A 22,793-nucleotide genomic window follows, 5' to 3' on the forward strand; every position below is an offset into this window, starting at 1 on the left:
GCCCGCGAGGGCGGGCCGTGACGGGCGATGATCACGACGCGCGGGCCGTTGCATCGGAGCTGGAAAGGAACCAGTCGTAGGTTGCGCGGATGCCCTCTTCAAGCGGAATTGCGGCGCGCCATCCCAGGCGGGTCAGGCCTGTGCACTCGAGGAGCCGGCGCGGGGCGCCATCGGGCTGCGTCGTGTCCGATGTCAGCCGGCCGGAGAACCCCGTCACCCGCGCCACGACGCGCGCCAGGTCGCGGATCGACAGGTCCGTTCCCGACCCGATGTTCAGATGCCGCGCGCGGGGGGCGGTCGCGGCGTCGAAATCCGCCCGGTCGAGGTCGAGAACGAAGAGCGCGCCGGAAGCCATGTCATCGACATGCAGGAATTCCCGCAGCACCTTGCCGGTTCCCCAGATCGCCACGCTGTCGCGCCGCATCCGGACCGCCTCGTCGAAACGGCGGATGAGACCGGGCAACACCGACGCCGTCGCGGCGTCAAAATCGTCGCCCGGCCCGTAAAGGCTTGCCGGCACGACGCAGCGGAAATCCGTGCCGTGCTGCCGGGTGTAGGCCTCGCACATCTTCATCCCGGCAATGCGGGCGATGGCCTGGGGTTCGAGCGTCTGGTCCAGTTGTCCGCTCAGCAGGGCCGTCTCGCGCATCGGCTGCACGGCGGCCTTGGGGTAGACCGAGGCGGCGGCGATCAGCAGGAGGGAGCGTACGCCCGCCGCCCACGCCTGGTGGATGACATTCGCTTCGATCATCATGTTCTCGTAGAGGAACTCGGCCGGAGCCCTGTCGTTCTCCTGTATCCCTCCGCTGCGCCCGGCGGCGAGGATCACGACGTCGGGCCGCTCGCTCCGCATGAACTGGCGCACCGCGAGTTGGTTGGTCAGGTCGAGCTGGGCGTGCGTCCGCGTGACGACCCGGGCGTCGCGCGCCCGCAGTTGGCGCAGGATCGCCGCCCCCGCCATTCCCTCGTGCCCCGCCAGATAGATCTTCACGCCGTGCCTCTCATTCCCGGGCCGCCGGTCTTGCGCGGCTCCGCACCTCAGGCGTTCCACACGGAAAAGTTGAAAATATGGCGTGGATGCGGCGCGACCCGGTCGTCGTCAGTGCTTTGAGGACAGGATGGCGGCAAAGGCGGCGCGCAGCGCGTCGGTGGAATAGGGCTTCTGCACGATGGGAACACCCGGGAACGTCTCGCGGATCGAGTCGGTCTCGCCATAGCCGGTGGCCAGCAGGAAAGGGATCCCCAGTTCGCTCAGCCGCGCCGCCACGGGAGCCGAGGTTTCCTCGCCCAGGTTGACGTCGACGATGGCGGCCGCGTGATCCTGCCTGCTTTCCAGCAGGTCCAGCGCCTCGGAGCAGCTCGAGGCCACCTCGACCTCGTCACAGCCGAGATCGCGCATCATGTCCGTCGCGTCGAGCGCGATGATCATCGAGTCCTCGACCACCAGCCCGTGCCCGTGCAGCGGGCGATCCGGCAGTCCCTCGCCTCCGCCGGGGTCCGCCGCCGCATCGCCCGGCTCGGCATCTCCGCCGACGTGTTTGGCCGGAATGGTGAAATCCGCCACCAGGCCCGTCACGCGGAACGCGACCTGCGCCGTGCCCTGGAGCTCGTGCGGGATGGTGCGTTCGACGATCGCCGAGCCGAACCCGCGCCGCGTCGGCGCCCGCACCGTGGGGCCGCCGGTCTCCTCCCAGTGGATCTGCAGCGCGCCGTCGGGCGTCCGGGCCAGGTCGATGGCCACATGCCCGCCCTCGTCCGACAGGGCACCGTACTTGACCGAATTCGTGACCAGCTCGTGAAAGACGAGCGCCATCGAGGAATAGGCCGCGGGCGAGAGGAACGGCGTGCTGCCCGCGATGGTGACGCGGTTCTCGGCGCCTGTCAGGAAGGCGCGGACCTCGACCTCGACCAGTTCGCGCAGGCTGATCGCCGACCAGTCCTGCCGGGTGAGCTGGTCATGTGCCCTGGCGAGGGACTGGATGCGGCCGTTCAGACTCGAGATATAGCTGTCCACCGTGTCCTGATCGGTGCGGGTCTGGCTGATCAGCCCGCGGATCAGGTTGAGGATGTTGCGCACCCGGTGGTTCAGCTCGGCGATCAGCAGCTCCTGCTGCTCGCGCGATCGGCGGCTTTCGATATTGGCCTGGTCGGTGATCTTCAGCACGACCTCCAGCAGGGTGGTCCGCAGCGCCTCGGCCAGCCGGACCTCGCTCTCGGTCCAGGGGGCGGACTGGCCCATGACCTTCTGCCGCCACGCCTCGAAGCTCTTGCGCGGTGTCAGCCGCAACCCGTTGGGGCCGGTCGCCTCGACCGGTTTCTCGGGATTGCCCGCCCAGGTCACCTGCTGCGCCACCTCGCCCCGGAAGAGGACGATGTAGTCGCGCGGCGTGCGCGAGATCGGCAGGGCGAGCATGCCGACGGCGCGATCGGCGAAATGGGCCGCCGGCGGGTGCACCGCGGCGATGTCCTGAACCGAATAGACCTGCGACAGGGGTGCGGTGTTGAGGAAACGCGCCAGCCCCGCGAACTCGTCCTCGGTCGGCGCGCGTCCGAGGGCGCGGTATTCCCCGCCGCAGTAAATGGCGATGCCGTCATGCGGGATGTGCGTCTCGACCTCTTCGGCGAATTCCGGAAAGACATCCAGCAGCGCCTCTCCGTCCGAGACCCGGCCGATGACCTTGTCGTGCAACGCCTGTGCCCGCAGCATGTCCGCGCGCTCGACCTCGGCCTCGTGCTGGGCCAGCTCGTATGAAAAGAGCTGCGCGAACAGCTCGATCGCCGTGCGCTTCTCGAAATCGATATAGTGCGGCGACATGTGGTGACAGGCCATCAGCCCCCACAACTTGCCCCGCCGCAGCAGCGACACCGACATGGATGCCCCCACGCCCATGTTCCTCAGATATTCCAGATGGATCGGCGACACCGCACGGGTCACCGCAAGGGACAGATCCGGTTTCTCGCCCGTCGGATCGGTCTCGGGCAGGAGGGGCGACGGCACCGCATCCACATCGGCGATCAGCCGCAGCAGGTTCCGGGTATACAGCTGGCGTGCCTGCTGCGGAATGTCGCTTGCCGGATAACGCAGGCCGAGGAAGGGCTCCATCGACCGTTCGCGCGCTTCGGCCACGACTTCGCCCGCCCCGTCCTCGGCGAACCGGTAGACCATCACCCGGTCGAAACCGCTCAGCAGTTTGAGGCCGCGCACCGCCTGATCGAGTTTTTCGCCGAAGGTCCCGTGGGCCGCGATCCGGTGCACCAGGGCCTGAACGCTCCCCAGGTCGTCGCGGTCCGGGGCCGCATCGGTCTTGAACTCGAACTCGGCAATGATCGACCGGCCCGAGCGATGGATCGAGGCATCGAAGGACCGCCCGTCCCCGAACAGATCGACATCGATGAGCCGCGCGGTCGCGTCCGCATGCAGAAGCCCCGACAGCTTGGCCCGCAGCTTCGACAGGCTGGCGTGCGGCAGCATCTCGGACAGCGGCCGGCCGGGCATGTCGGCGGCCTCCCACCCGAGAAAGCTCTTCACGTTGGCCGAGGCATGCAGGACGATCCAGTCCGCGGACAGGACGACCAGGCACCCGTAGGACTGCACGGCCCCCAGCTTGTGGATCGGTTCGCGGTCGCAATTGGTCAGATCGACGGTCGGATGGCTGGGGGGCAGGCCCGTCGGCTCGGGCGCCGGGTTCTGCGCGCTCACGTGCTGTTTTCTCCGCTCATCGGCATTGCCCCGCTCCGTATGTCGGCCGAACGTATCCAGCCCTGTTCGAAAAATTCGAAAATCCGCCCCGCATCCGCCGTGACACGATCCGCCTCGCGGCCCTCGGCGGAGCGCGCCTGAAGATCGGCGGTCAGCGTGGCCCAACCCTCCTTGGGCCGGGGATGCGAGAAATAGGCCCCCGCGGCCCGGACATCCGCATCCGCCGCGCGACCCCATCGCTTTTTCAGCACGGCCGTTCCCAGCCCCGACCCGAGGACGATGTAATCCACCGCAAGCCCGGAGAGCCGTCGCCCCGGCCCGTCCGTCGCCCCGCCGGGGTCCGAGGCGTCGAGCCGACGCAGGTCCGAGGAAAGGCGCTCGATCAACTCGTCCACGAGCTGACCGGTCAGCGGCCTGTCTCCTTCGTCCAGATGCGTCCGGATCGACCGGAACCCGAATTGCTGGGCGGCCAGGAACCGGCCCAGACCGGCAGGGCTGAGAAGATCCGCCTGCGACATCAGTCCGTCCAGGCGGTCATGATCCGCCCTGAGGTCCTGTCGCAGCCGTGTGCGCAAGGTTCTGGTATTCGGCATGCTCGGCGTCGCCTTAAGACTGAACACGACGTTAAACACTCGTGCCGGCTTGTCAAAAGTCTTTGGCGGGATTGCGGAACTTGTCGCATCGGAAATATACCAGAAAACCCTGTCCGCGAGGGTCCGGACTTGCCAGTATCGGGCGAAGACACGACAGTGGGGGTATGAGCATGATCGTGGCGGAATCCATCGGCTTTGCGGCCACGCACAGCATATCCGAGATCCTTGCGGAGTTACCCGGATACGAGGTCAGCCACGGGTCGCAGCACTTCGAGTTGAAATGCCCCATCGGCCAGGGCTCGCAAACGCCCGAGGACTTCGTGGCCAGCATGATCGCCGCACGCGACGGCGGCGCGACTCCCGTGGCGATCCACACGCTCTTGCCGCCCCAGGCGTTGAAACCGGCCTGCGACGCGAACGGTGTCGAGTACTGGCTTCTGGTGCGCGACCCCCTCGCCCAGATCGAAAGCTGCCATGCCTGGATCGCCAAGAGCGTGCTCGGCGGTCATCCCGGCCACTTCGCGCAGGTGATCAACCAATCCGTCAACGACCTTGCCCGGATGAAGATCGCGACGACCTTGCCCAACTGCCTCTACGCCTTCGCGGTGAACCACGTCCTCAGCTTCAACTTTCTCGCCATCGGGCTGGGCGCATCTGCCCGCAAGATGGAAACGCTGATGTCGGAGGAAACCGCCTTCCGCGAGGCGTTCGGCCTGCCCGACGACATCCCCCTGCCCCATTTCGCAGGGGACCGGGTGCACAGCGCCTCGCACCGGGCCAAGGCCGAGCTCGAGGGGCTGGGCGCGCCGGAGAAGGAGGCCATCCTCGACCGCTACGCCCTCGACCTCGGCGGGCGGCCCTACACGCTTGGCGACATGAAGATGCTGCTCGGGTATTGAGGCAGACGAAGTCGGAACGCGAAGCCCCGAGCAGCACCTGGCGCGCGTCGGAACTAGGTCCGTGCCCGCCGACGTGGAGCTAGGGCCAAGATGCCGGCCAGCAGAAGAAGCCCGGACGCGGGAAGCGGAACGGCGGCCGGCGAACTGACACGGAAATCGTCGATGAAAACGCGATCCGCGCCGCCGGAGCTGAAAATGCCCGCCTGGACCAGGAACGACGCGACAGGCATATCCGTCACCATGCCGACGAAACCTCCGGAACTCGCGTAGTTCACCGACCCGACCAGGACGTCGCTACTGTCGAAGAAGTCGACCCGCCCTTCAGCTTCGACGCTCAAGAGTTCAAAGCCGATGGCAAAGGCCTCGACGTCAAGGACACCCTCCAGGGTTCCGACGTTGTTGCGCGAGGAAGGATTCCCCGTATCGGTCAGGGCACCGCTTCCATAGATGACCCGGCTTGGATCAACGGCGTTGATCGTGTTGAAATCCACACCAGAGAATACACCGTCAGCCGATCCCGACGGCAGGCCGTCGAAGTCGAAAAAAAGCGTATCGCCAGAGGTGGCGACTACGTAGGTGGCTTCATTCGTGTATGGCGTGAACGTTCCCCCCTGAGCGGACGTTGCCAAACCCAGGCCGAAGAAAAGAGAGGCGTAAAAGTATTTCATGATAACTCCTGAAGGCAAAACTTGAGCAATAATGTTCAGACTTCGCCTTCAGGTTACCACCGCACGCCAGAGTCTGGCAACGCGGAAGAGCATCCTACGCGTTGAACAGGAAATGCAGGACGTCCCCGTCCTTCACCACATAGCCCTTGCCTTCCGCCCGCAGCTTGCCCGCCTCGCGCGCGCCGGCCTCGCCATTGCAGGCGACAAAATCGTCGTAGGCCACCGTCTCGGCGCGGATGAACCCCTTTTCGAAGTCCCCGTGGATCACGCCCGCCGCCTGTGGCGCGGCGGTGCCGGTCCGGATCGTCCAGGCCCGCGCCTCCTTGGGCCCGACCGTAAAATAGGTCTCGAGATGCAGCAGGTCATAGCCCGCGCGGATCAGGCGATCCAACCCCGGCTCCTCCAGCCCCATCTCGCCCAGGAACATCTCGGCCTCTTCGGGGTCGAGCTGGCTGATCTCTTCCTCGATCCGGGCGCTGATGATGACGTGAGAGTTGCCCTGCGCCGCCGCCATTTCGGCCACGGCGGCGGAATGCGCGTTGCCTTCGGCCGCCTCGTCCTCGGCCACGTTGCAGACATAAAGCACCGGCTTGGTGGACAGAAGCTGCAGCATGTTCCATGCCTTGGCATCCTCGGCATCGACCTCGACCACCCGGGCCGGGCGCCCCTCTTCCAGCACGGCCTGCGCAGCGGCCAGAAGGCGGTCCTGCTGCGCCGCCTCCTTGTCGTTGCCCTTGAGCTTGCGGACCAGGTTCGCGCGCCGCTTCTCGATGCTTTCCAGATCGGCCAGCATCAGCTCCATCTCGATCGTCTCGGCATCGGCGACCGGATCGACACGCCCCTCGACATGGGTGACGTCGCCATCCTCGAAGCAGCGCAGCACATGGGCGATGGCGTCGACCTCGCGGATATTGGCCAGGAACTGGTTGCCCAGCCCCTCGCCCTTCGAGGCGCCCTTCACCAGACCGGCGATATCGACGAAGGTCATCCGGGTCGGAATGATCTCTTTCGACTTGGCGATCCCCGCCAGCGTCTCGAGCCGCGCGTCCGGCACCGCGACCTCGCCCACGTTCGGCTCGATTGTGCAGAACGGGAAGTTGGCCGCCTGCGCCGCCGCCGTCCGTGTCAGTGCGTTGAAAAGGGTCGACTTGCCGACGTTCGGCAGCCCCACGATCCCCATCTTGAAGCCCATGAGGCCCCCCTTGTCCTGCGTGTCCCGCGCTCAATACGCCGGGAAAACAAGGGGTGCAAGCGACGGCATGCCCCGCGGTTCAGACGTCCCAGTCGTCGGCGTGCCCGACCGCGCCGATGGCCATCCAGCCGATGCGGGCACGGGCAATCCGCGTGTCGCCCCAGGTACGAAAGACGATGTCGAACCCCTCGTCGTCCACCTTTTCGGCGGCCACGTCGGCGCGGACATTGGCGCTGCTGTCGACGTCCCACAAGGACAGCGAACAATGCACGGCCGGACGGCCCTGAAAGCGCTCTGAGAAATTGACGCGCTGGCGTCGCTCGCGGTGACCTTCGCCGGTCCACATCTGGCCGCCGTTCTGGAAGTCCGAGAACAGGACCGACTCGCCCTGGTCCACTCCGATCACCGCGTTGTTCAGCTTTTGCATGGTCTTTCTTCCCGACCGTTCACAGACAGTCTGGCGGTGAAATTTGACAACAATGCGGAGCGAATTGGGGAAATATCCGGACGAGCGCGACGATGGGCAATGGGGCGCGGCCCCGGATGCGCAGCAGGCCCGGCGCAAAGCAAGAGGCCCCGGACTGTGATCCGGGGCCCCGCATATCCGTTTTGGAAGGACTCAGAGGTTCGACTGGTTGGGGTCCAGCCCGATATGGCCACCCACGGCAACCATGTCGGCGAGGAGCTTGGCGGCGTGATCCGCCGCATCGCCCGAGGCCGTCTCATGTGCCTCTTTCGCCTCCCGCACCCAGTCGTTGAAGATGTCCTGGGTCATCTCCTTCTGGTGCAGAGCACGTTCCGCCAGGACGGTCACGCCCTCGGCCGATATCTCGGCGAAGCCGCCCGAGACGACATAGTCGTCCGCACCGTCCGGCCCGTCCACGTGCAGCACGCCCGGCCGCAGCGTGGTGATGAGGGGCGCGTGCCCCGCCATCGCCGTCAGGTCGCCGTCCGCCCCCGGGATCTGCACCGCGCTCGCCGTGCCGGAGGCGAGGCTCCGTTCCGGCGAGACAAGGCTGAAGTCTAGGGAATCTGCCATCTGTCAGATCCTTACGCCGCTTCCGCGGCCAGCTTCTCGGCCTTGGCTTTCACTTCGTCGATGCCGCCGACCATGTAGAAGGCCGCTTCGGGCAGGTGGTCGTACTCGCCGGCGACCACGGCCTTGAACGACGCGATCGTGTCTTCCAGGGGAACCTGCACACCATCCGAGCCGGTGAAGACCTTCGCCACGTCGAACGGCTGCGACAGGAAGCGCTGGATCTTCCGGGCGCGGGCCACGGTCAGCTTGTCCTCTTCCGACAGTTCGTCCATCCCGAGGATCGCGATGATGTCCTGCAGCGACTTGTAGCGCTGAAGGATACCCTGCACGTCACGGGCCACCTGGTAGTGTTCCTCGCCGACGATCTGCGGGTCCATGAGACGCGAGGTCGAGTCGAGCGGGTCCACGGCCGGGTAGATGCCAAGCTCCGAGATCGCACGGTTGAGAACCGTCGTCGCGTCGAGGTGGGCGAAGGTCGTGGCCGGCGCCGGGTCGGTCAGGTCGTCCGCGGGAACGTAGACGGCCTGGATCGAGGTGATCGACCCGTTCTTGGTCGAGGTGATCCGTTCCTGCATCGCGCCCATGTCGGTGGCCAGCGTCGGCTGGTAGCCCACGGCCGAGGGAATACGACCCAGAAGCGCCGACATCTCCGAGCCCGCCTGAGTGAAGCGGAAGATGTTGTCGACGAAGAACAGAACGTCCGTCCCGGTCGCGTCGCGGAACTGTTCCGCCAGCGTCAGGCCGGTAAGGGCGATCCGCGCGCGCGCACCCGGCGGTTCGTTCATCTGGCCGTAGACCAGGGCGATCTTGGAATCCGGCAGGTTGTCCGGGGTCAGAACGCCCGACTCGATCATCTCGTGGTAGAGGTCGTTGCCCTCGCGGGTCCGTTCGCCCACACCGGCGAACACGGACAGACCCGAGTGCACCTTGGCGATGTTGTTGATCAGTTCCTGGATGAGAACCGTCTTGCCCACACCGGCACCGCCGAAGAGACCGATCTTGCCGCCCTTGGCGTAGGGGGCCAGCAGGTCGATCACCTTGATGCCGGTCACGAGGACCTCGGCTTCGGTCGCCTGGTCGGCGAAGTCGGGGGCCGGCGCGTGGATCGGCCGGAATTCGTCCGCCTCGACCGGGCCCTTCTCGTCGACCGGCTCGCCGATCACGTTCAGGATGCGGCCCAGCGTCGCCGTGCCGACCGGCACCGAGATCGGGCCGTCGGTGTCGGTCACTTCCTGGCCGCGGACCAGACCTTCGGTCGCGTCCATCGCGATGGTGCGCACGGTGTTCTCACCAAGGTGCTGCGCCACTTCCAGAACCAGCTTGGTGCCGTTGTTGTCGGTGGTCAGTGCGTTGAGGATCTCCGGCAGGTGATCGTCGAACTGCACGTCCACAACGGCGCCGATGACCTGGGTCACTCTGCCTTTTGCGTTTGCCATGTTTCGTCTCCGGTTCCGTTAGAGCGCTTCCGCGCCCGAAATGATTTCGATCAGTTCGTTGGTGATGACGGCCTGACGCGAGCGGTTGTACTCGATCGTGAGCTTGTCGATCATCTCGCCCGCGTTGCGCGTGGCGTTGTCCATCGCCGACATCCGTGCACCCTGTTCGGATGCGCCGTTTTCCAGCAGCGCCGCGAAGATCTGGGTCGCCACGCCGCGGGGCAGCAGGTCGGCCAGGATCGTTTCCTCGTCGGGCTCGTAGTCGTAGAGCGTGGTCGCGCCGGCATCCTCATCCTCGGAGGCCTCGAACGAGGCGGGGATGATCTGCTGCGCGGTCGGCTTCTGGGTCACGACGTTCTCGAATTCCGAGTAGAAGATCGTGCAGACGTCGAACTCGCCCTCTTCGAAACGGCCCAGTAGATCCTTGGCGATGTCCTGCGCGTTGGCATAGCCGATGCGCTTGACCTCGGTCAGGTCGACATGACCGACAAAGCTGTCCGCGTGGTCACGCTTGAGCTGTTCGCGGCCCTTCTTGCCGACCGTCAGAATCTTGACCGTCTTTCCGGCCGCCTTGAGATCCGAGATCTTCTGGCGCGCCAGTTTCACGATGTTCGAGTTGAAGCCGCCGCAGAGACCACGTTCCGCCGTCATGACGACCAGCAGATGCACGTCGTCCTTCCCCGTGCCGCGCAGCAGCAGGGGCGCCGAATCCGAGCCACCGACCGAGGCGGCGAGCTGGCCCAGAACGGCGTTGAACCGTTCCGCATAGGGCCGCGCGTTCTCGGCCGCTTCCTGTGCCCGCCGCAGTTTCGCGGCGGCCACCATCTGCATGGCCTTGGTGATCTTGCGGGTCGACTTGATCGACTCGATCCGCAGTTTTAGGTCCTTCAGAGAAGGCATGAGAGCTCTCCCTTAGGCGAAGTCTTTTGCGAATTCGTCGATCGCGGCCTTCAGCTTGTCGGCGGCTTCGCCCTTGATCTTCGGATCCTCGTTGGTGATCCAGTCCAGCACGTCCTTCTTCTCGTTCCGCATGAACTTGAGAAGGTCGGTCTCGAACCGCGCCACGTCGGACACCTTGAGGTCATCCAGATAGCCGTTCGTGCCGGCGAAGATGACCACGACGATCTCGGCGTTTGTCAGCGGCGAATACTGCGGCTGTTTCATCAGTTCGGTCAGGCGGGCGCCGCGGTTCAGCAGGCGCTGCGTCGCCGCGTCGAGGTCCGAGCCGAACTGCGCGAAGGCCGCCATCTCGCGGTACTGGGCGAGCGACAGTTTCACCGGGCCGGCGACCGAGGACATGGCCTTGGTCTGCGCCGAAGAGCCGACGCGCGACACCGAAAGGCCGGTGTTCACAGCGGGGCGGACGCCCTGGTAGAACAGTTCCGTTTCCAGGAAGATCTGGCCGTCGGTGATCGAGATCACGTTGGTCGGGATGAAGGCCGACACGTCGCCGCCCTGGGTCTCGATGAGAGGCAGCGCGGTCAGCGAGCCACCGCCGTTCTCCTCGTTCAGCTTCGCCGACCGCTCGAGCAGCCGCGAGTGGAGGTAGAAGACGTCGCCCGGATAGGCTTCGCGGCCCGGCGGGCGGCGCAGCAGCAGGGACATCTGGCGATAGGCCACGGCCTGCTTGGAGAGGTCGTCATAGATGATCAGCGCGTGCTTGCCGTTGTCGCGGAAGTACTCGGCCATCGCGGTGGCCGCATAGGGCGCGAGGAACTGCATCGGCGCCGGGTCCGAGGCGGTCGCGGCCACGACGATCGAATATTCGATCGCGCCGGTTTCCTCGAGCTTCTTCACCAGCTGCGCCACGGTCGAGCGCTTCTGGCCGACAGCGACGTAGACGCAGTAGAGCTTCTTGCTCTCGTCGTCGCCCGCGGCGTCGTTATACGATTTCTGGTTCAGGATAGAGTCGAGCGCCACGGCGGTCTTGCCGGTCTGGCGGTCGCCGATGATCAGCTCGCGCTGGCCACGGCCGATCGGGATCATGGCGTCGATGGCCTTGAGGCCGGTGGCCATCGGCTCGTGCACGGATTTACGCGGGATGATGCCCGGCGCCTTGACGTCGGCGATGCGCCGCTCCGACGCCTCGATCGGGCCCTTGCCGTCCAGCGGGTTGCCAAGGCCGTCGACGACGCGGCCCAGCAGGCCCTCGCCCGCGGGAACGTCCACGATCGAGTTCGTCCGCTTGACGGTGTCGCCTTCCTTGATGTCCCGGTCCGAGCCGAAGATCACGATACCGACGTTGTCGGTCTCAAGGTTCAGCGCCATGCCGCGGATGCCGCCGGGGAACTCAACCATCTCACCGGCCTGCACGCTGTCCAGGCCGTGGACGCGGGCAATCCCGTCACCGACGCTGAGCACGCGGCCCACTTCTGCAACTTCGGCTTCCTGTCCGAAGTTGGAAATCTGCTCCTTCAGGATCGCAGAAATTTCGGCTGCTTGGATTCCCATTATCCGACCTCTTTCATGGCATTCTGGAGGGAAGCGAGTTTCGACTTGACCGACGTGTCGATCATCTTCGAGCCCACCTTTACGATAAGACCGCCGATGAGGCTTTCATCGACGGAAGTGTTCAGTTTGACCTCTTTGCCGGCTTGCGCCGACAGAACCTTGGACAGTCTGGTTTCCTGGGTCTTGGTCAGGGCCTTGGCGCTGACGACCTCGGCCGTGACCTCGCCCTTCTCGGTCGCGATCAGTTCGCGCAGCTGCGCGACGAGCTGCGGCAGCACGAAGAGGCGCCGCTTCTCGGCCATCAGGCCCAGGCTGTTCTTCAGGACCTGCGGCAGGCCCATCTTGTCGGCCAGGGCGGAGATCGCCTTGCCCTGAGCTTCGCGCGAATAGACCGGAGAATGGATCAGGTCGCGCAGGTCCGCGCTGTCGTCCAGCGCCGCGGACAGATCATCCACGCCGCTTTCAAGAGCGGAAACATCGTTGTTGTCGCGGGAGATTTCGAAAATCGCTGTGGCATAGCGTTGCGCGATGCCGGAGGAGATCGAAGCTGGTTCGGACACGTCCACCCTTCCGATAGTCTTGGCCCCGTTCGGCGCGAGTGAAGCACAGGCAGGGGGCGTTAGGCCTCGGCCAAGGCCAAAGCGGCAAAATCGGCGTGGGTTTAGCAGAGGCCCGTGAACCTATCAACCCGCTTGGAAGCCATATTGGAACGGGCTGAAAACAGGGGCGATTTGCACCGATTGCCCTGCCCACACGAAGGCGGCGGACCGATCGGCGGTCATGCGCAAACTCAACCGGGTTTGCGATTCCCCGGCTTGGGCGCCGTCCCGGCCTGGCGATGTTCACGTTGCCGCCGGCATGGCACAGCGCAGGGTTGACGCGAACAAACCGTCCCGGACCGCGGGACCTGCGGCAATTCGCGCCACCTTGTGCGTCGCCCGGCGAGGACCATCGGGCTGGCAAAGGTCGCGGACGCGACGCAGGCTGACATGATACGCACGGTCCGTCTGCTCGGACTGACCGAAGTTCGATCAGGAAAGCATCTTGATCGTCGGGCCCGTGACGGCCGCGACCCCGCACCCGGGGCCGGTCAGACCTTGCGGGCCGGTTCGGCCGCGGGGCGGGTCAGCCCCTCCAGCACTTTCAGCCTCGAGGGCCTGTTGACGCGCTCGCCCGGCCCGCTCGGCATGTGCACGCGCTTGGAAGCCTCGACCATCAGCACGCCGCCCGACAGGATCATCGAGAAACTCTTGCCCATTTTTTCCCAGAACGGGGCGGTCTTGCGCCAGAACCGCTTGTGCGAAGGCGGCTGGTAGAGCGTATGGACGTGCCGCTCGGGCAGGAAGGAATGCCGCTTGAGCTGCGCCTCGAGCTGGCCTTGGCTGTAGGGGCGCCCGTAGCCGAAGGGCGTCCGGTCGGACCGCGACCAGAGCCCCGCGCGGTGCGGCACGATGAACACGGCCTTGCCCCCCGGCCCCAGCACGCGGAAACATTCCTCCAGAAGGTCCGACGGGTTCTCGGACGTCTCGAGCCCGTGCAGCACGACCAGCCGGTCGACATGCCCCGTCTCGACCGGCCACCGCGTCTCTTCGCTGAGCACCGAGATGTTCGGCATCCCCTGCGGCCAGTTCATCACGCCCTGCGGTCCTGGCATCAGCGCGATCACCCGCTTGCTGTCCGCCAGGTAGGGCCGCAGCAGCGGCACGGCAAAGCCGAAGCCCGCTACGGTCTGGCCATGCGCCTCGGGCCACAGGCGCAGCAACTCTGCCCGCACCTGGGTCTGCGCCGCGCGACCCACGGTCGAGCGGTAATAGAAATTGCGCAGGTCCTGCACGTCCAGGTGCATTGCAACTCGTCCCCGTCTGGGTTTCGATGATCCGAGAATAGCAACCGAAAGGTTTTCTTGGCCATGCCCCTCGATATCGTCACCGTTCCCTGCCGTTCCGACAACTATGCCTATCTCGTCAAGGGGCCTGACGGCGTCTGCATCATCGACGCGCCCGAGGCCGCGCCGCTGATCGCCGCCGCGAAGGACCGCGGCTGGACCCCGGACGTGCTGATGATCACCCATCACCATGGCGACCACACGGCCGGAACGGACGACCTCAAGGCCGCCTTTCCCGGGCTCAGGGTGATGGGTCCGAAGGCGGAAGAGGACAAGCTTCCCCCGCTCGACATGGCGCTGAGCGAGGGGATGAACGGCGGCGAGGGCGAGGCCTATACCGTGCCTCTCGACGTGCCCGGCCATACGCTGGGCCACATGGCGTTCCACTTTCCCGAGGCCGGCGTGATCTTCACCGCCGACAGCCTTATGTCCTGGGGTTGCGGCCGGGTCTTCGAGGGCACGCCGGAGATGATGCATGCCACGCTACAGAAACTCGCCGCCCTTCTGCCCGAGACCCTGATATACTCGGGGCACGAATACACGCTGGCGAACATGAAATTCGCCCTCTCGATCGAGCCGGACAACCCCGACCTGCTGGCCCGGGCCGACAAGGTCCAGGCGCAGCGCGACGCCGGCGAGGCGACCGTGCCGGTGACCCTGGCCGAGGAGTTGAAGACCAACCCCTTCCTGCGCTGCGACACACCCCAGGTCGCCAAGGCCGTGGGGATGGAGGGCGCCGCGCCTGTGGATATCTTCGCCGAGGTTCGCAAGCGGAAAGACAACTTTTGAATCGGCGCAATCTGCGGCCCAAACACCGTCAAGCAGATAAATGTGATCAGTTCGCCCAAGAAAACCCTTGAAGACCGGGGACAATCGACCAAACTTTAAAGCTATGAGGCCATGGTTGATGCCGGGGCCCGCCCCCCGCGCTCCAACCCCATACAAAAGGAGCATGCGAGTGCCCTCATTCTCGAATACGCTCGAACAGGCAATCCACGCTGCCCTGGCCCTGGCCAATGCGCGGCGCCATGAATTCGCGACGCTGGAACACCTCCTCCTGGCGTTGATCGACGAACCCGACGCGGCCCGCGTGATGAAGGCCTGCTCGGTGGAAGTCGAGGACCTCCGCAAGACCCTGCTGGAATTTGTCGAGGACGACCTGTCCAATCTCGTCACCGATGTCGACGGCTCCGAAGCTGTGCCGACCGCGGCCTTCCAGCGCGTGATCCAGCGCGCGGCGATCCATGTCCAGTCCTCGGGCCGGACCGAGGTGACCGGCGCCAACGTGCTGGTGGCGATCTTCGCCGAACGTGAATCCAACGCGGCCTATTTCCTGCAGGAACAGGACATGACGCGCTATGACGCGGTGAACTTCATCGCCCACGGCGTCGCCAAGGACCCGGCCTACGGCGAAAACCGTCCCGTCACCGGCGCCGAGGAAGAGGAAGCCGCCCAGCAGGCCAGCGCCGCCGCGCCCGAGGGCGACGGCAAGGAAAGCGCCCTGGCCAAGTACTGCGTGGATCTGAATGCCAAGTCCCGCCACGGCGACGTCGATCCCCTGATCGGCCGCGCGCACGAGGTGGAACGCTGCATCCAGGTGCTCTGCCGCCGCCGCAAGAACAACCCGCTGCTCGTCGGCGATCCCGGCGTGGGCAAGACCGCCATCGCCGAGGGCCTGGCGCGCAAGATCGTCTCGGGCGAGACCCCCTCGGTCCTGGCCAACACCACGATCTATTCGCTCGACATGGGCGCCCTGCTCGCCGGCACCCGCTATCGCGGCGACTTCGAGGAACGGCTCAAGGCCGTGGTCACGGAACTCGAGGATCACGAGGACGCCGTGCTCTTCATCGACGAGATCCACACCGTGATCGGTGCCGGCGCGACCTCCGGCGGGGCCATGGACGCCTCGAACCTCCTGAAGCCCGCGCTTCAGGGCGGCAAGCTGCGCTGCATGGGGTCGACCACCTACAAGGAATTCCGCCAGCACTTCGAAAAGGACCGCGCGCTGTCCCGCCGGTTCCAGAAGATCGACGTGAACGAACCCTCGGTGGACGACACGATCAAGATCCTTCAGGGCCTCAAGCCCTATTTCGAGGATCACCACCAGATCCGCTATACCCAGGATGCGATCAAGACCGCCGTGGAACTCTCCGCGCGCTACATCAACGACCGCAAGCTGCCTGACAAGGCCATCGACGTAATCGACGAGGCCGGGGCGGCCCAGCACCTGATCGCGGAATCCAAGCGCCGCAAGACCATCGGCACCAAGGAGATCGAGTCCGTGGTGGCCAAGATCGCCCGCATCCCGCCGAAGAACGTCACCAAGGACGATGCCGAGGTGCTCAAGGATCTGGAACAGACGCTCAAGCGCGTCGTCTTCGGTCAGGACCTCGCCATCGAGAGCCTGTCCTCGGCGATCAAGCTGGCGCGCGCGGGTCTGCGCGAACCGGAAAAGCCGATCGGCAACTACCTCTTCGCCGGGCCCACGGGTGTCGGCAAGACCGAGGTGGCCAAGCAGCTCGCCGACAGTCTCGGCGTGGAACTGCTGCGTTTCGACATGTCCGAATACATGGAGAAGCACGCCGTCTCGCGCCTGATCGGCGCGCCTCCGGGCTATGTGGGCTTCGACCAGGGCGGCCTGCTGACCGACGGCGTCGACCAGCATCCGCACTGCGTTCTCCTGCTCGACGAGATCGAGAAGGCGCACCCGGACGTCTACAACATCCTGCTGCAGGTGATGGACAACGGCCAGCTGACCGACCACAACGGCCGGACGGTGAACTTCCGCAACGTGATCCTGATCATGACCTCGAACGCGGGCGCCTCGGAACTGGCCAAGTCGGCCATCGGTTTCGGCCGCGACCGCCGCGAGGGCGAGGATACCGCCGCGATCGAACGGACCTTCACGCCGGAATTCCGCAACCGCCTGGACGCGGTCATCAGCTTCCAGCCGCTGCCCAAGGACACCATCCTGCAGGTGGTCGAGAAGTTCGTGCTGCAACTCGAGGCGCAGCTCATGGACCGCAACGTCACGATCGAGCTCACCACCCCCGCCGCGGAATGGCTGGCCGAGAAGGGCTATGACGACAAGATGGGCGCCCGCCCGCTTGGCCGCGTGATCCAGGAGAACATCAAGAAGCCGCTGGCCGAGGAACTGCTCTTCGGCAAGCTCTCCAAGGGCGGCGTGGTCCGGGTCGGCGTCAAGAACGGCAAGATCGACCTGAAGATCGACGGGCCGGACAAGCCGCGGCTCTCGGGCAACAAGCCACCGCTGCTGACCGCCGAGTGATGCCGGAGCTATTCAAAGGGGCGGGGATCATCCCCGCCCTTTTTCTGTGTCTGCCGGCCGGGGCCGAACCCCGCCTGGCGATGCCGGTCGACTGCACGCTGGGCGAGACCTGCTTCATCCAGAACTACATGGACCGCGACCCCGGCCCCGGCGCGCGGGATTTCACCTGCGCCGGGCTGAGCTATGACACCCACAAGGGCACCGATTTCGGGCTGCCGTCGCTGCGGGCGATGACCGCCGGTGTCGATGTCCACGCCGCCGCCCCCGGCGTCGTGCGCGGTGTGCGCGACGGGATGATCGACAGGGTCTACACCCCGCAGGACGAGGCGCGCATCGACGGGCGCGACTGCGGCAACGGGGTCGTCATCCAGCATGGCGACGGGTGGGAAACGCAATACTGCCACCTGATGAACGGCACGGTCCGCGTCCGGTCCGGCCAGCTGGTCGAGACGGGCGACGTCCTGGGCCGGATCGGCCTCTCCGGACGAACCCAGTTCCCGCATCTGCACATCTCGGTCCGGCACGACGGCGAACCGGTCGACCCCTTTACCCCCGACGGCGACCCGGCGGCCTGCCGGACCGGCGAGGCGCGGACGATGTGGATCGACGACATCACCTATCAGCCCGGCGCCATCATGGCGGCCGGCTTCGCCACGGGGGTGCCGGATTACGAGACGGTCAAGGCCGGCGCCGCGGCCGTCGAGAGGCTCGCCCGTGACGCCGATGCACTCGTCCTGTGGGGCTACGCCTTCGGCGGCCGGACCGGCGACGTGATGACCCTGCGGATCGAGGGACCCGAAGGCACCTTCTTCGAGACGGAACAGACGCTGGAAAAGGATCAGGCGCAGTTCTACCGCGCCGGCGGCAAGCGTCTGCGCTCACCCCTTTCTCCCGGGAGATACTCCGGTCACATCGCGCTGATCCGCGACGGAACGCCCGTGTCGGAGGAGGTCGCCACGCTGATCGTGGAGTGAACCTGCCGCGCGCCGGTCACCGCCGGTCCTGTCCGCATCGCCGTCATTCTCGGACTAGACCCGGGGATCGGCCGCTTCCGCTCGCGTCGCTGCCAACGGTGATCCGCCACCAGAAAACGCGTCGGGCGAGACACAAATAACCAATGGCGAAAGGCCCGGGTCAAGCCCGAGCACGACGGCCGGCAGAGGGCGGCGCCTTGCTCGAAGGCACCGCGTCGACGCCTACCGCTCGGTGAACTTCAGTTCGATGCGCCGGTTCGCCGCGCGGGCCGCCTCGGAATCGCCCGAAGCGATCGGCTGGTGCTCGCCAAAGCCGTTGGCCGCCAGCCGATCGGGCGGGAAGCCCAGGAAATCTTCCATGTAGCGCACCACCGACAGCGCGCGGGCCTGGCTGAGTTCCCAGTTGTCCTGGAACTCGCCCTGGCCCGAGAGCGGCACGTCGTCGGTGTGCCCGTCGACCCGCAGAACCCAGTCGATGCCCTCGGGAATTTCGTCGGCGAGCGACCGCAGCGTCGCGGCGATACCGGCGATCTGCCTCTGCCCGCCTTCCGACAGATCGGCCTGTCCGGGATCGAAGAGCACCTCGGACGAAAAGACGAACCGGTCGCCGACGATCTTGACCCCCTCCTGCCCGGCAAAGACGTCGCGCAGTTGGCCGAAGAATTCCGACCTGTACTTCTGGAGCCGCTCGGCCTCGGCCTCCAGCCGCCTGCGCTCGGCCTCTTCCAGCTGGCGCCGGCGACGTTCCTCGGCCGCCTTCTGCGCCAGCGCCGCGTTCAGGTCCGAGCCGAGGCTCTGGATCTGAACCTGGTTCGCCGCGTCCCGATCCTTGTAGTCGTCGAGCAAGGCCTGCAGGCTGCTCAGCTGCGCCCGCAGCTGTGCCACCTGCTGGTTCAGCACCGTCGTCCGCCGCGCCGCATCGGCCGAGCTGGCCTGCTCGCTCTCCAGTTCCTGGGTCGCCTGCCGCAGCAGGGCCGCGCGCTGTTCCGCCTCGGACATGCTCTCTTCAGCGGCGCGTTCGGCCTCGAGCTTGGCGGCGAGCGCCGCGGCAAGCTGCCGCCGCAGGTCCTCGCGATCGACCTCGGCAGCCTCCGCCGCCTTCTGCGCCGCCAACGCGGCGGCCAGCCTCTCCTGCAGGTCGGCGACCCGTGTCTCCGCCTCCGCCTGCGCGGCGTCCCGCTCTCCGGTCATCCGGTCGACCAGCGACTCGAGCCGTACGATCCGGTTCTCCAGCGTCGACATCCGCGCAGCACCCGCCTCAACCTCCGACTGCGCCTCGGCAAGGGCCGACTCCAGGGCCGCCTTGTCCTGACGCAGGGCCTCGGCGGAATCCTCGGCGTCCAGCGCACCGGCCAGCCGGTCCTGCAGCCCCTCGTTCTCGGACTGTGCCCGGGCCAGTGCCGCCTCGAGCGCGGCAAGCCGCAGCTGCGCCTCGTCGATCTCGTCCAGCCGCCCCCCCAGATCCGCCCGGGCCTGCTCAAGCTCGCTTCTCAGGCCGGCTTCGGTTTCGGCCGCCGCCGCCCGCGTCTCCTCCAGCGTCGCCCGGGCCGCGTCCCGTTCCTCGCGCGCCGTCGCGATCGAGGCTTCGGCGGACCGGCGCGCGCGCTCTTCCTCCGACAGCGCCGCATTGAGCGCCGCCACCTCGGCCGCACTGTCCGACCGCAACTGCGCCATCTCGTCTTCCGCAAGACCGATGGCGCGCTCCAGCACGCCGATCCGCGCGGTAAGCTCCGATAGCCGCGCATCCCGGTTCTCGACCTGTTCCAGCGCGGCAGCCAACTGGGCCTCGAGCCTCGAGAGCTGACCGAAGGTGACCTGGCGCCCCTCCTCGGCCTCTTCCAGCCGGTCCCGCGTCTGGTCCAGATCGCTTTCGGACCGGCTGAGCGCGGCTTCGGTCTCGTCCAGCTCCAGCAAAGCGGCCGCCAGTTGCAGGTCGAGATCCTCCTGCACCTCCTCGGCCGCCGCCAGCATGGTCAACGTCTCTTCCGCCCGCTTCCGCTCTTCCTCCAGCGCCAGGGTCATCGCCGTCAGCTCTGCGTCCGCATCCTTCAGACGTTCGCGCAACGCCTCGGCTGCCGCCGCCTCGGCCAGCCGGGCCTGTTCCTCTTCGCTGAGCGAGGCTTCCAGATCCTCGACACGGGCCGCCAGCGCGCCGCGCGTCTCCTCGCTCTCGGCCGCCTGCCGTTCGAGATCGGCGATCATCGCCTCCAGCGCCTCGCGCCGGGCTGCAGCGAGCCGCGCCGCCTCGGCGCCCGCGTCGATCTCGTCCCGCGCCTCGGCCAGGGCCAGTTGCAGCGCCTCCTGATCCGACAGCAGCGTGTCGCGTTCCTCGGTCAGTTCCGCCACGGTTCCACGCGCCGCGTCCCGCTCGGCCAGAAGCGAGGCGACCTGAGCCTCGAAGCTGGTGATCTGCGCCCGCGCCTGTTCCAGCGCCCGGTCCTGCTCGGCCCGCTGCTGCGTCAGCGAGGCGATCAGCGCCGACTGCTCCGCCAGATCGGCCCGCGCCTGATCGAGCGATGCCGTGGCAGACCCCAGAGACTGTTCCAGTTCGGCCGAGCGTTCGCGCTCCAGCCCCAGCGCCCGGCTCAGCACCGCGACCTCGGAGGTCAGCTCGTCGAGTTCGCTTTCCTGTCCGGTGATCGTCTCGCGCAGCACGAACTGCACCACCATGAAGATGGTCAGCACGAAGGTCAGCACCATCAGAAGGCCGGTGACGGCATCGACATAGCCCGGCCAGATCGAGCCCTGGAACCGGTTGCCGGCGCGGCGTGACAGGGCCATCCGTCAGCTCCCTTTCTCCGGGGTCCTGGTGCCGCCGGTGAAGGCGGCCAGGGGCCGTGGCTGACCCTGGGCCTGCCGCTGCGCGGCGGTGGAAAGCGTGCGATTGAGCGCCGCGATATCCGTGCGCAGTTCGGCCATGGTCTCTTCCCGACCGGCGGAAATCTCTTCGAGGATGCGCAGCATCTGCACGTCGATCGACCGCAGCCGCATCCGGCTTTCGGCGTCGAGCCCCTCGCCGCTGCTCTCCTTGGACATGTGCCGGACCAGCTCTTCCTGCCCCTGCGCGACCCGCAGCAACGTATCATTGAGCGGCCCGTGATCCCCCATCCGGTGGATCAGCCGTTCGACGCTGTCCGCCAGGTGGCCCATCTTCTCATCGACCATGGTCCGCGACAGGTCGGAACTGGCGAACATCTGCTGCAGCGCATCCATCTGTTCGTTCATGGAATCGATCACCGCCGAGAGCACCTGCGTGTCGGTCCCCCCCTCGCCCTCGGCGCTGGAGAGGCCGATCCGGGTGATCGTCGACAGCCATTCCTCGAGCTCGCGATAGAAGCGGTTCTGACCATGCCCGGCAAAGAGTTCCAGCAGGCCCACGACCAGCGACCCCGTCAACCCGAGCAGCGACGACCCGAAGGCCACGCCCATTCCCCCCAGCTGGCTTTCCAGCCCCTGCATCAGCCGGTTGAAGACGTCGAGACTCTGCTCGCCCTCCTGCGGGGCGAGGCTGCGGATCGTGTCGACCACCGCCGGCACCGTCGTCGCAAGGCCGTAGAACGTGCCGAGAAGGCCGAGGAAGATCAGCAGGTTGACCAGATAGCGCGTGATCTCGCGCGCCTCGTCGATCCGGGTCGCGACCGAGTCGAGGATCGACGAGGTCGAGGTCGAGGAGAGCTGCATCCGCTTGTTCCGCGACCGCAGCAGCGTCGCCAGCGGGGCCAGCAGCTGCGGCGCGCGCCGCCCCTCGGCCTCGATCGTGCCACGGGCGAAGGACTCGATCCAGCGGACCGAGGCGACCAGCTGCGCCACCTGCCAGAAACAGGCGATCACCCCGACGAGGAAGACGAAGGCGATCAGACCGTTCAGATAGGGGTTGGCCTCGAAGATCGGCAGGACGCTCGGCGCGGCGAAGAACCCCGCCGTGACGGACAGCCCCAGGGCGATCAGCATCAGGATGACCTGACGGACGGGCTGTGAGAATTGCGGCGCGGCCTCTCGGTCCGGCTGGTCCATGCGGACAGCTCCTGACACTGGAAATTCGGTGTCAAACTACGGGTTATGCAGCGTCAAGCCAAGCGATTATCCACTATATCTCGTACTCGCGCCGACAATTGATCCAAATCCGCGTCGGCGATGCCCAACAGCCCGAGATGCTCGGCCGTCTGCCACAGATAGTCCCGGTTCGGACCCTTTCCACCCCGGGCCCGGGCGATGATCACGGCCTGTTCCTCGAGCGTGAGCGCCCCGCAATATTGCCGGTGTTCGCGGTCCACCACATAAGCCAGCGCCTCGACCATGCGCCCGTCGGCCAGCTTCAGGGGCAGAACCTCTTCGCGATAGGCCGACGAGACAAGCTCGCGCTCCCGCAGCGCGGCAAGCGTCGCCTCGCGACCGACCTCGGGCAGGCGGAACGCGACGCCGAGGCAGGAGGCCTCGGGCGCCGCGTCGAGCGCGAGGACCAGACCCGGCTCGGCCTCGGAGCCGCGATGATGGATCGATGACATGCAGAAGGATCTCTGATAGCCGTAGAGCGTCGCGATCACACGTTCGGCCGGGGTAAACTCCGGGTTCCAAATAAGTGATCCGTAACCGAAAACCCACATCGTCGTCGCTCTGGCCCTTTTGGTTGCACGACCTATAACGTCAGGACAATGGCAGCAAGTGAG

19 protein-coding genes are annotated in these 22,793 nt (G+C 66.4%); 4 read left to right on the forward strand and 15 right to left on the reverse strand.

Features of this window, described 5'->3' with window-relative positions:
• Positions 1 to 31 precede the first annotated feature (31 nt).
• The 3 genes from OB2597_RS13045 to OB2597_RS22555 form a co-directional block, all read right to left on the reverse strand.
• Positions 32 to 991, reverse strand: a complete 960-nt coding sequence (locus tag OB2597_RS13045; RefSeq protein ID WP_009806047.1) for a GDP-L-fucose synthase family protein — start codon at positions 989 to 991, stop codon at positions 32 to 34.
• A gap of 108 nt (positions 992 to 1,099) precedes the next feature.
• The gene (locus tag OB2597_RS13050; protein WP_009806048.1) at positions 1,100 to 3,700 is read right to left on the reverse strand and encodes an HWE histidine kinase domain-containing protein; all 2,601 of its coding nucleotides are present in this window, start codon (positions 3,698 to 3,700) and stop codon (positions 1,100 to 1,102) included.
• Complete coding sequence (locus tag OB2597_RS22555; RefSeq protein WP_238529722.1) at positions 3,697 to 4,293, reverse strand: heme oxygenase-like domain-containing protein; 597 nt, start codon at positions 4,291 to 4,293, stop codon at positions 3,697 to 3,699. Before OB2597_RS22555 ends, OB2597_RS13050 begins: the two co-directional genes overlap by 4 nt.
• A gap of 164 nt (positions 4,294 to 4,457) precedes the next feature.
• On the opposite strand from OB2597_RS22555, the gene OB2597_RS13060 reads away from it, so the two are divergent.
• Positions 4,458 to 5,192, forward strand: coding sequence for a hypothetical protein (locus OB2597_RS13060; protein ID WP_009806050.1), 735 nt, complete (start codon positions 4,458 to 4,460; stop codon positions 5,190 to 5,192).
• A gap of 53 nt (positions 5,193 to 5,245) precedes the next feature.
• Here the strand turns inward: OB2597_RS13060 and OB2597_RS22300 are convergent, their stop codons facing one another.
• From OB2597_RS22300 to OB2597_RS13105, 9 genes are all read right to left on the reverse strand, one after another.
• Complete coding sequence (locus OB2597_RS22300) at positions 5,246 to 5,860, reverse strand: hypothetical protein (RefSeq protein ID WP_009806051.1); 615 nt, start codon at positions 5,858 to 5,860, stop codon at positions 5,246 to 5,248.
• Positions 5,861 to 5,954: 94 nt separating this feature from the next.
• On the reverse strand, positions 5,955 to 7,052 hold the full coding sequence (gene ychF, locus OB2597_RS13070; protein ID WP_009806052.1) for a redox-regulated ATPase YchF: 1,098 nt from the start codon (positions 7,050 to 7,052) through the stop codon (positions 5,955 to 5,957).
• Between the two features lie 79 nt (positions 7,053 to 7,131).
• Positions 7,132 to 7,479, reverse strand: a complete 348-nt coding sequence (locus OB2597_RS13075; protein ID WP_009806053.1) for an H-type lectin domain-containing protein — start codon at positions 7,477 to 7,479, stop codon at positions 7,132 to 7,134.
• A gap of 192 nt (positions 7,480 to 7,671) precedes the next feature.
• Complete coding sequence (locus OB2597_RS13080) at positions 7,672 to 8,091, reverse strand: F0F1 ATP synthase subunit epsilon (RefSeq protein ID WP_009806054.1); 420 nt, start codon at positions 8,089 to 8,091, stop codon at positions 7,672 to 7,674.
• Between the two features lie 11 nt (positions 8,092 to 8,102).
• A complete protein-coding gene (atpD, locus tag OB2597_RS13085) occupies positions 8,103 to 9,527 on the reverse strand; it encodes a F0F1 ATP synthase subunit beta (RefSeq protein ID WP_040609333.1) in 1,425 nt (474 codons plus the stop codon).
• An 18-nt stretch (positions 9,528 to 9,545) separates the two neighbouring features.
• Positions 9,546 to 10,427 (reverse strand): F0F1 ATP synthase subunit gamma, encoded by an 882-nt coding sequence (locus OB2597_RS13090; RefSeq protein WP_009806057.1) that lies wholly within the window; start codon positions 10,425 to 10,427, stop codon positions 9,546 to 9,548.
• A gap of 12 nt (positions 10,428 to 10,439) precedes the next feature.
• Positions 10,440 to 11,978 (reverse strand): F0F1 ATP synthase subunit alpha, encoded by a 1,539-nt coding sequence (atpA, locus tag OB2597_RS13095; protein ID WP_009806058.1) that lies wholly within the window; start codon positions 11,976 to 11,978, stop codon positions 10,440 to 10,442.
• Positions 11,978 to 12,544 carry a F0F1 ATP synthase subunit delta gene (locus tag OB2597_RS13100; protein ID WP_009806059.1) on the reverse strand — a complete coding sequence of 189 codons (567 nt, stop codon included), beginning with the start codon at positions 12,542 to 12,544 and terminating at the stop codon, positions 11,978 to 11,980. The genes atpA and OB2597_RS13100 overlap by 1 nt, the downstream gene beginning before the upstream one ends.
• A gap of 524 nt (positions 12,545 to 13,068) precedes the next feature.
• A complete protein-coding gene (locus OB2597_RS13105; RefSeq protein WP_009806060.1) occupies positions 13,069 to 13,824 on the reverse strand; it encodes a class I SAM-dependent methyltransferase in 756 nt (251 codons plus the stop codon).
• 63 nt (positions 13,825 to 13,887) lie between these two features.
• On the opposite strand from OB2597_RS13105, the gene gloB reads away from it, so the two are divergent.
• From gloB to OB2597_RS13120, 3 genes are all read left to right on the forward strand, one after another.
• Positions 13,888 to 14,652 (forward strand): hydroxyacylglutathione hydrolase, encoded by a 765-nt coding sequence (gene gloB, locus OB2597_RS13110; RefSeq protein WP_009806061.1) that lies wholly within the window; start codon positions 13,888 to 13,890, stop codon positions 14,650 to 14,652.
• Between the two features lie 169 nt (positions 14,653 to 14,821).
• Positions 14,822 to 17,152, forward strand: a complete 2,331-nt coding sequence (gene clpA / locus OB2597_RS13115) for an ATP-dependent Clp protease ATP-binding subunit ClpA (RefSeq protein ID WP_009806062.1) — start codon at positions 14,822 to 14,824, stop codon at positions 17,150 to 17,152.
• Complete coding sequence (locus tag OB2597_RS13120) at positions 17,152 to 18,126, forward strand: M23 family metallopeptidase (protein ID WP_009806063.1); 975 nt, start codon at positions 17,152 to 17,154, stop codon at positions 18,124 to 18,126. Before clpA ends, OB2597_RS13120 begins: the two co-directional genes overlap by 1 nt.
• 222 nt (positions 18,127 to 18,348) lie before the next feature.
• On the opposite strand, the gene OB2597_RS13125 is transcribed toward OB2597_RS13120, so the two are convergent.
• The 3 genes from OB2597_RS13125 to OB2597_RS13135 are packed head-to-tail and all read right to left on the reverse strand — an operon-like array spanning position 18,349 to position 22,730.
• On the reverse strand, positions 18,349 to 20,907 hold the full coding sequence (locus OB2597_RS13125; RefSeq protein WP_009806064.1) for a peptidoglycan -binding protein: 2,559 nt from the start codon (positions 20,905 to 20,907) through the stop codon (positions 18,349 to 18,351).
• Positions 20,908 to 20,910: 3 nt separating this feature from the next.
• A complete protein-coding gene (locus OB2597_RS13130; RefSeq protein WP_009806065.1) occupies positions 20,911 to 22,140 on the reverse strand; it encodes a hypothetical protein in 1,230 nt (409 codons plus the stop codon).
• A gap of 53 nt (positions 22,141 to 22,193) precedes the next feature.
• On the reverse strand, positions 22,194 to 22,730 hold the full coding sequence (locus OB2597_RS13135; protein WP_009806066.1) for a gamma-glutamylcyclotransferase: 537 nt from the start codon (positions 22,728 to 22,730) through the stop codon (positions 22,194 to 22,196).
• Positions 22,731 to 22,793 lie beyond the last annotated feature (63 nt).

It is taken from the genome of Pseudooceanicola batsensis HTCC2597 (assembly GCF_000152725.1).
GTDB lineage: Bacteria > Pseudomonadota > Alphaproteobacteria > Rhodobacterales > Rhodobacteraceae > Pseudooceanicola > Pseudooceanicola batsensis.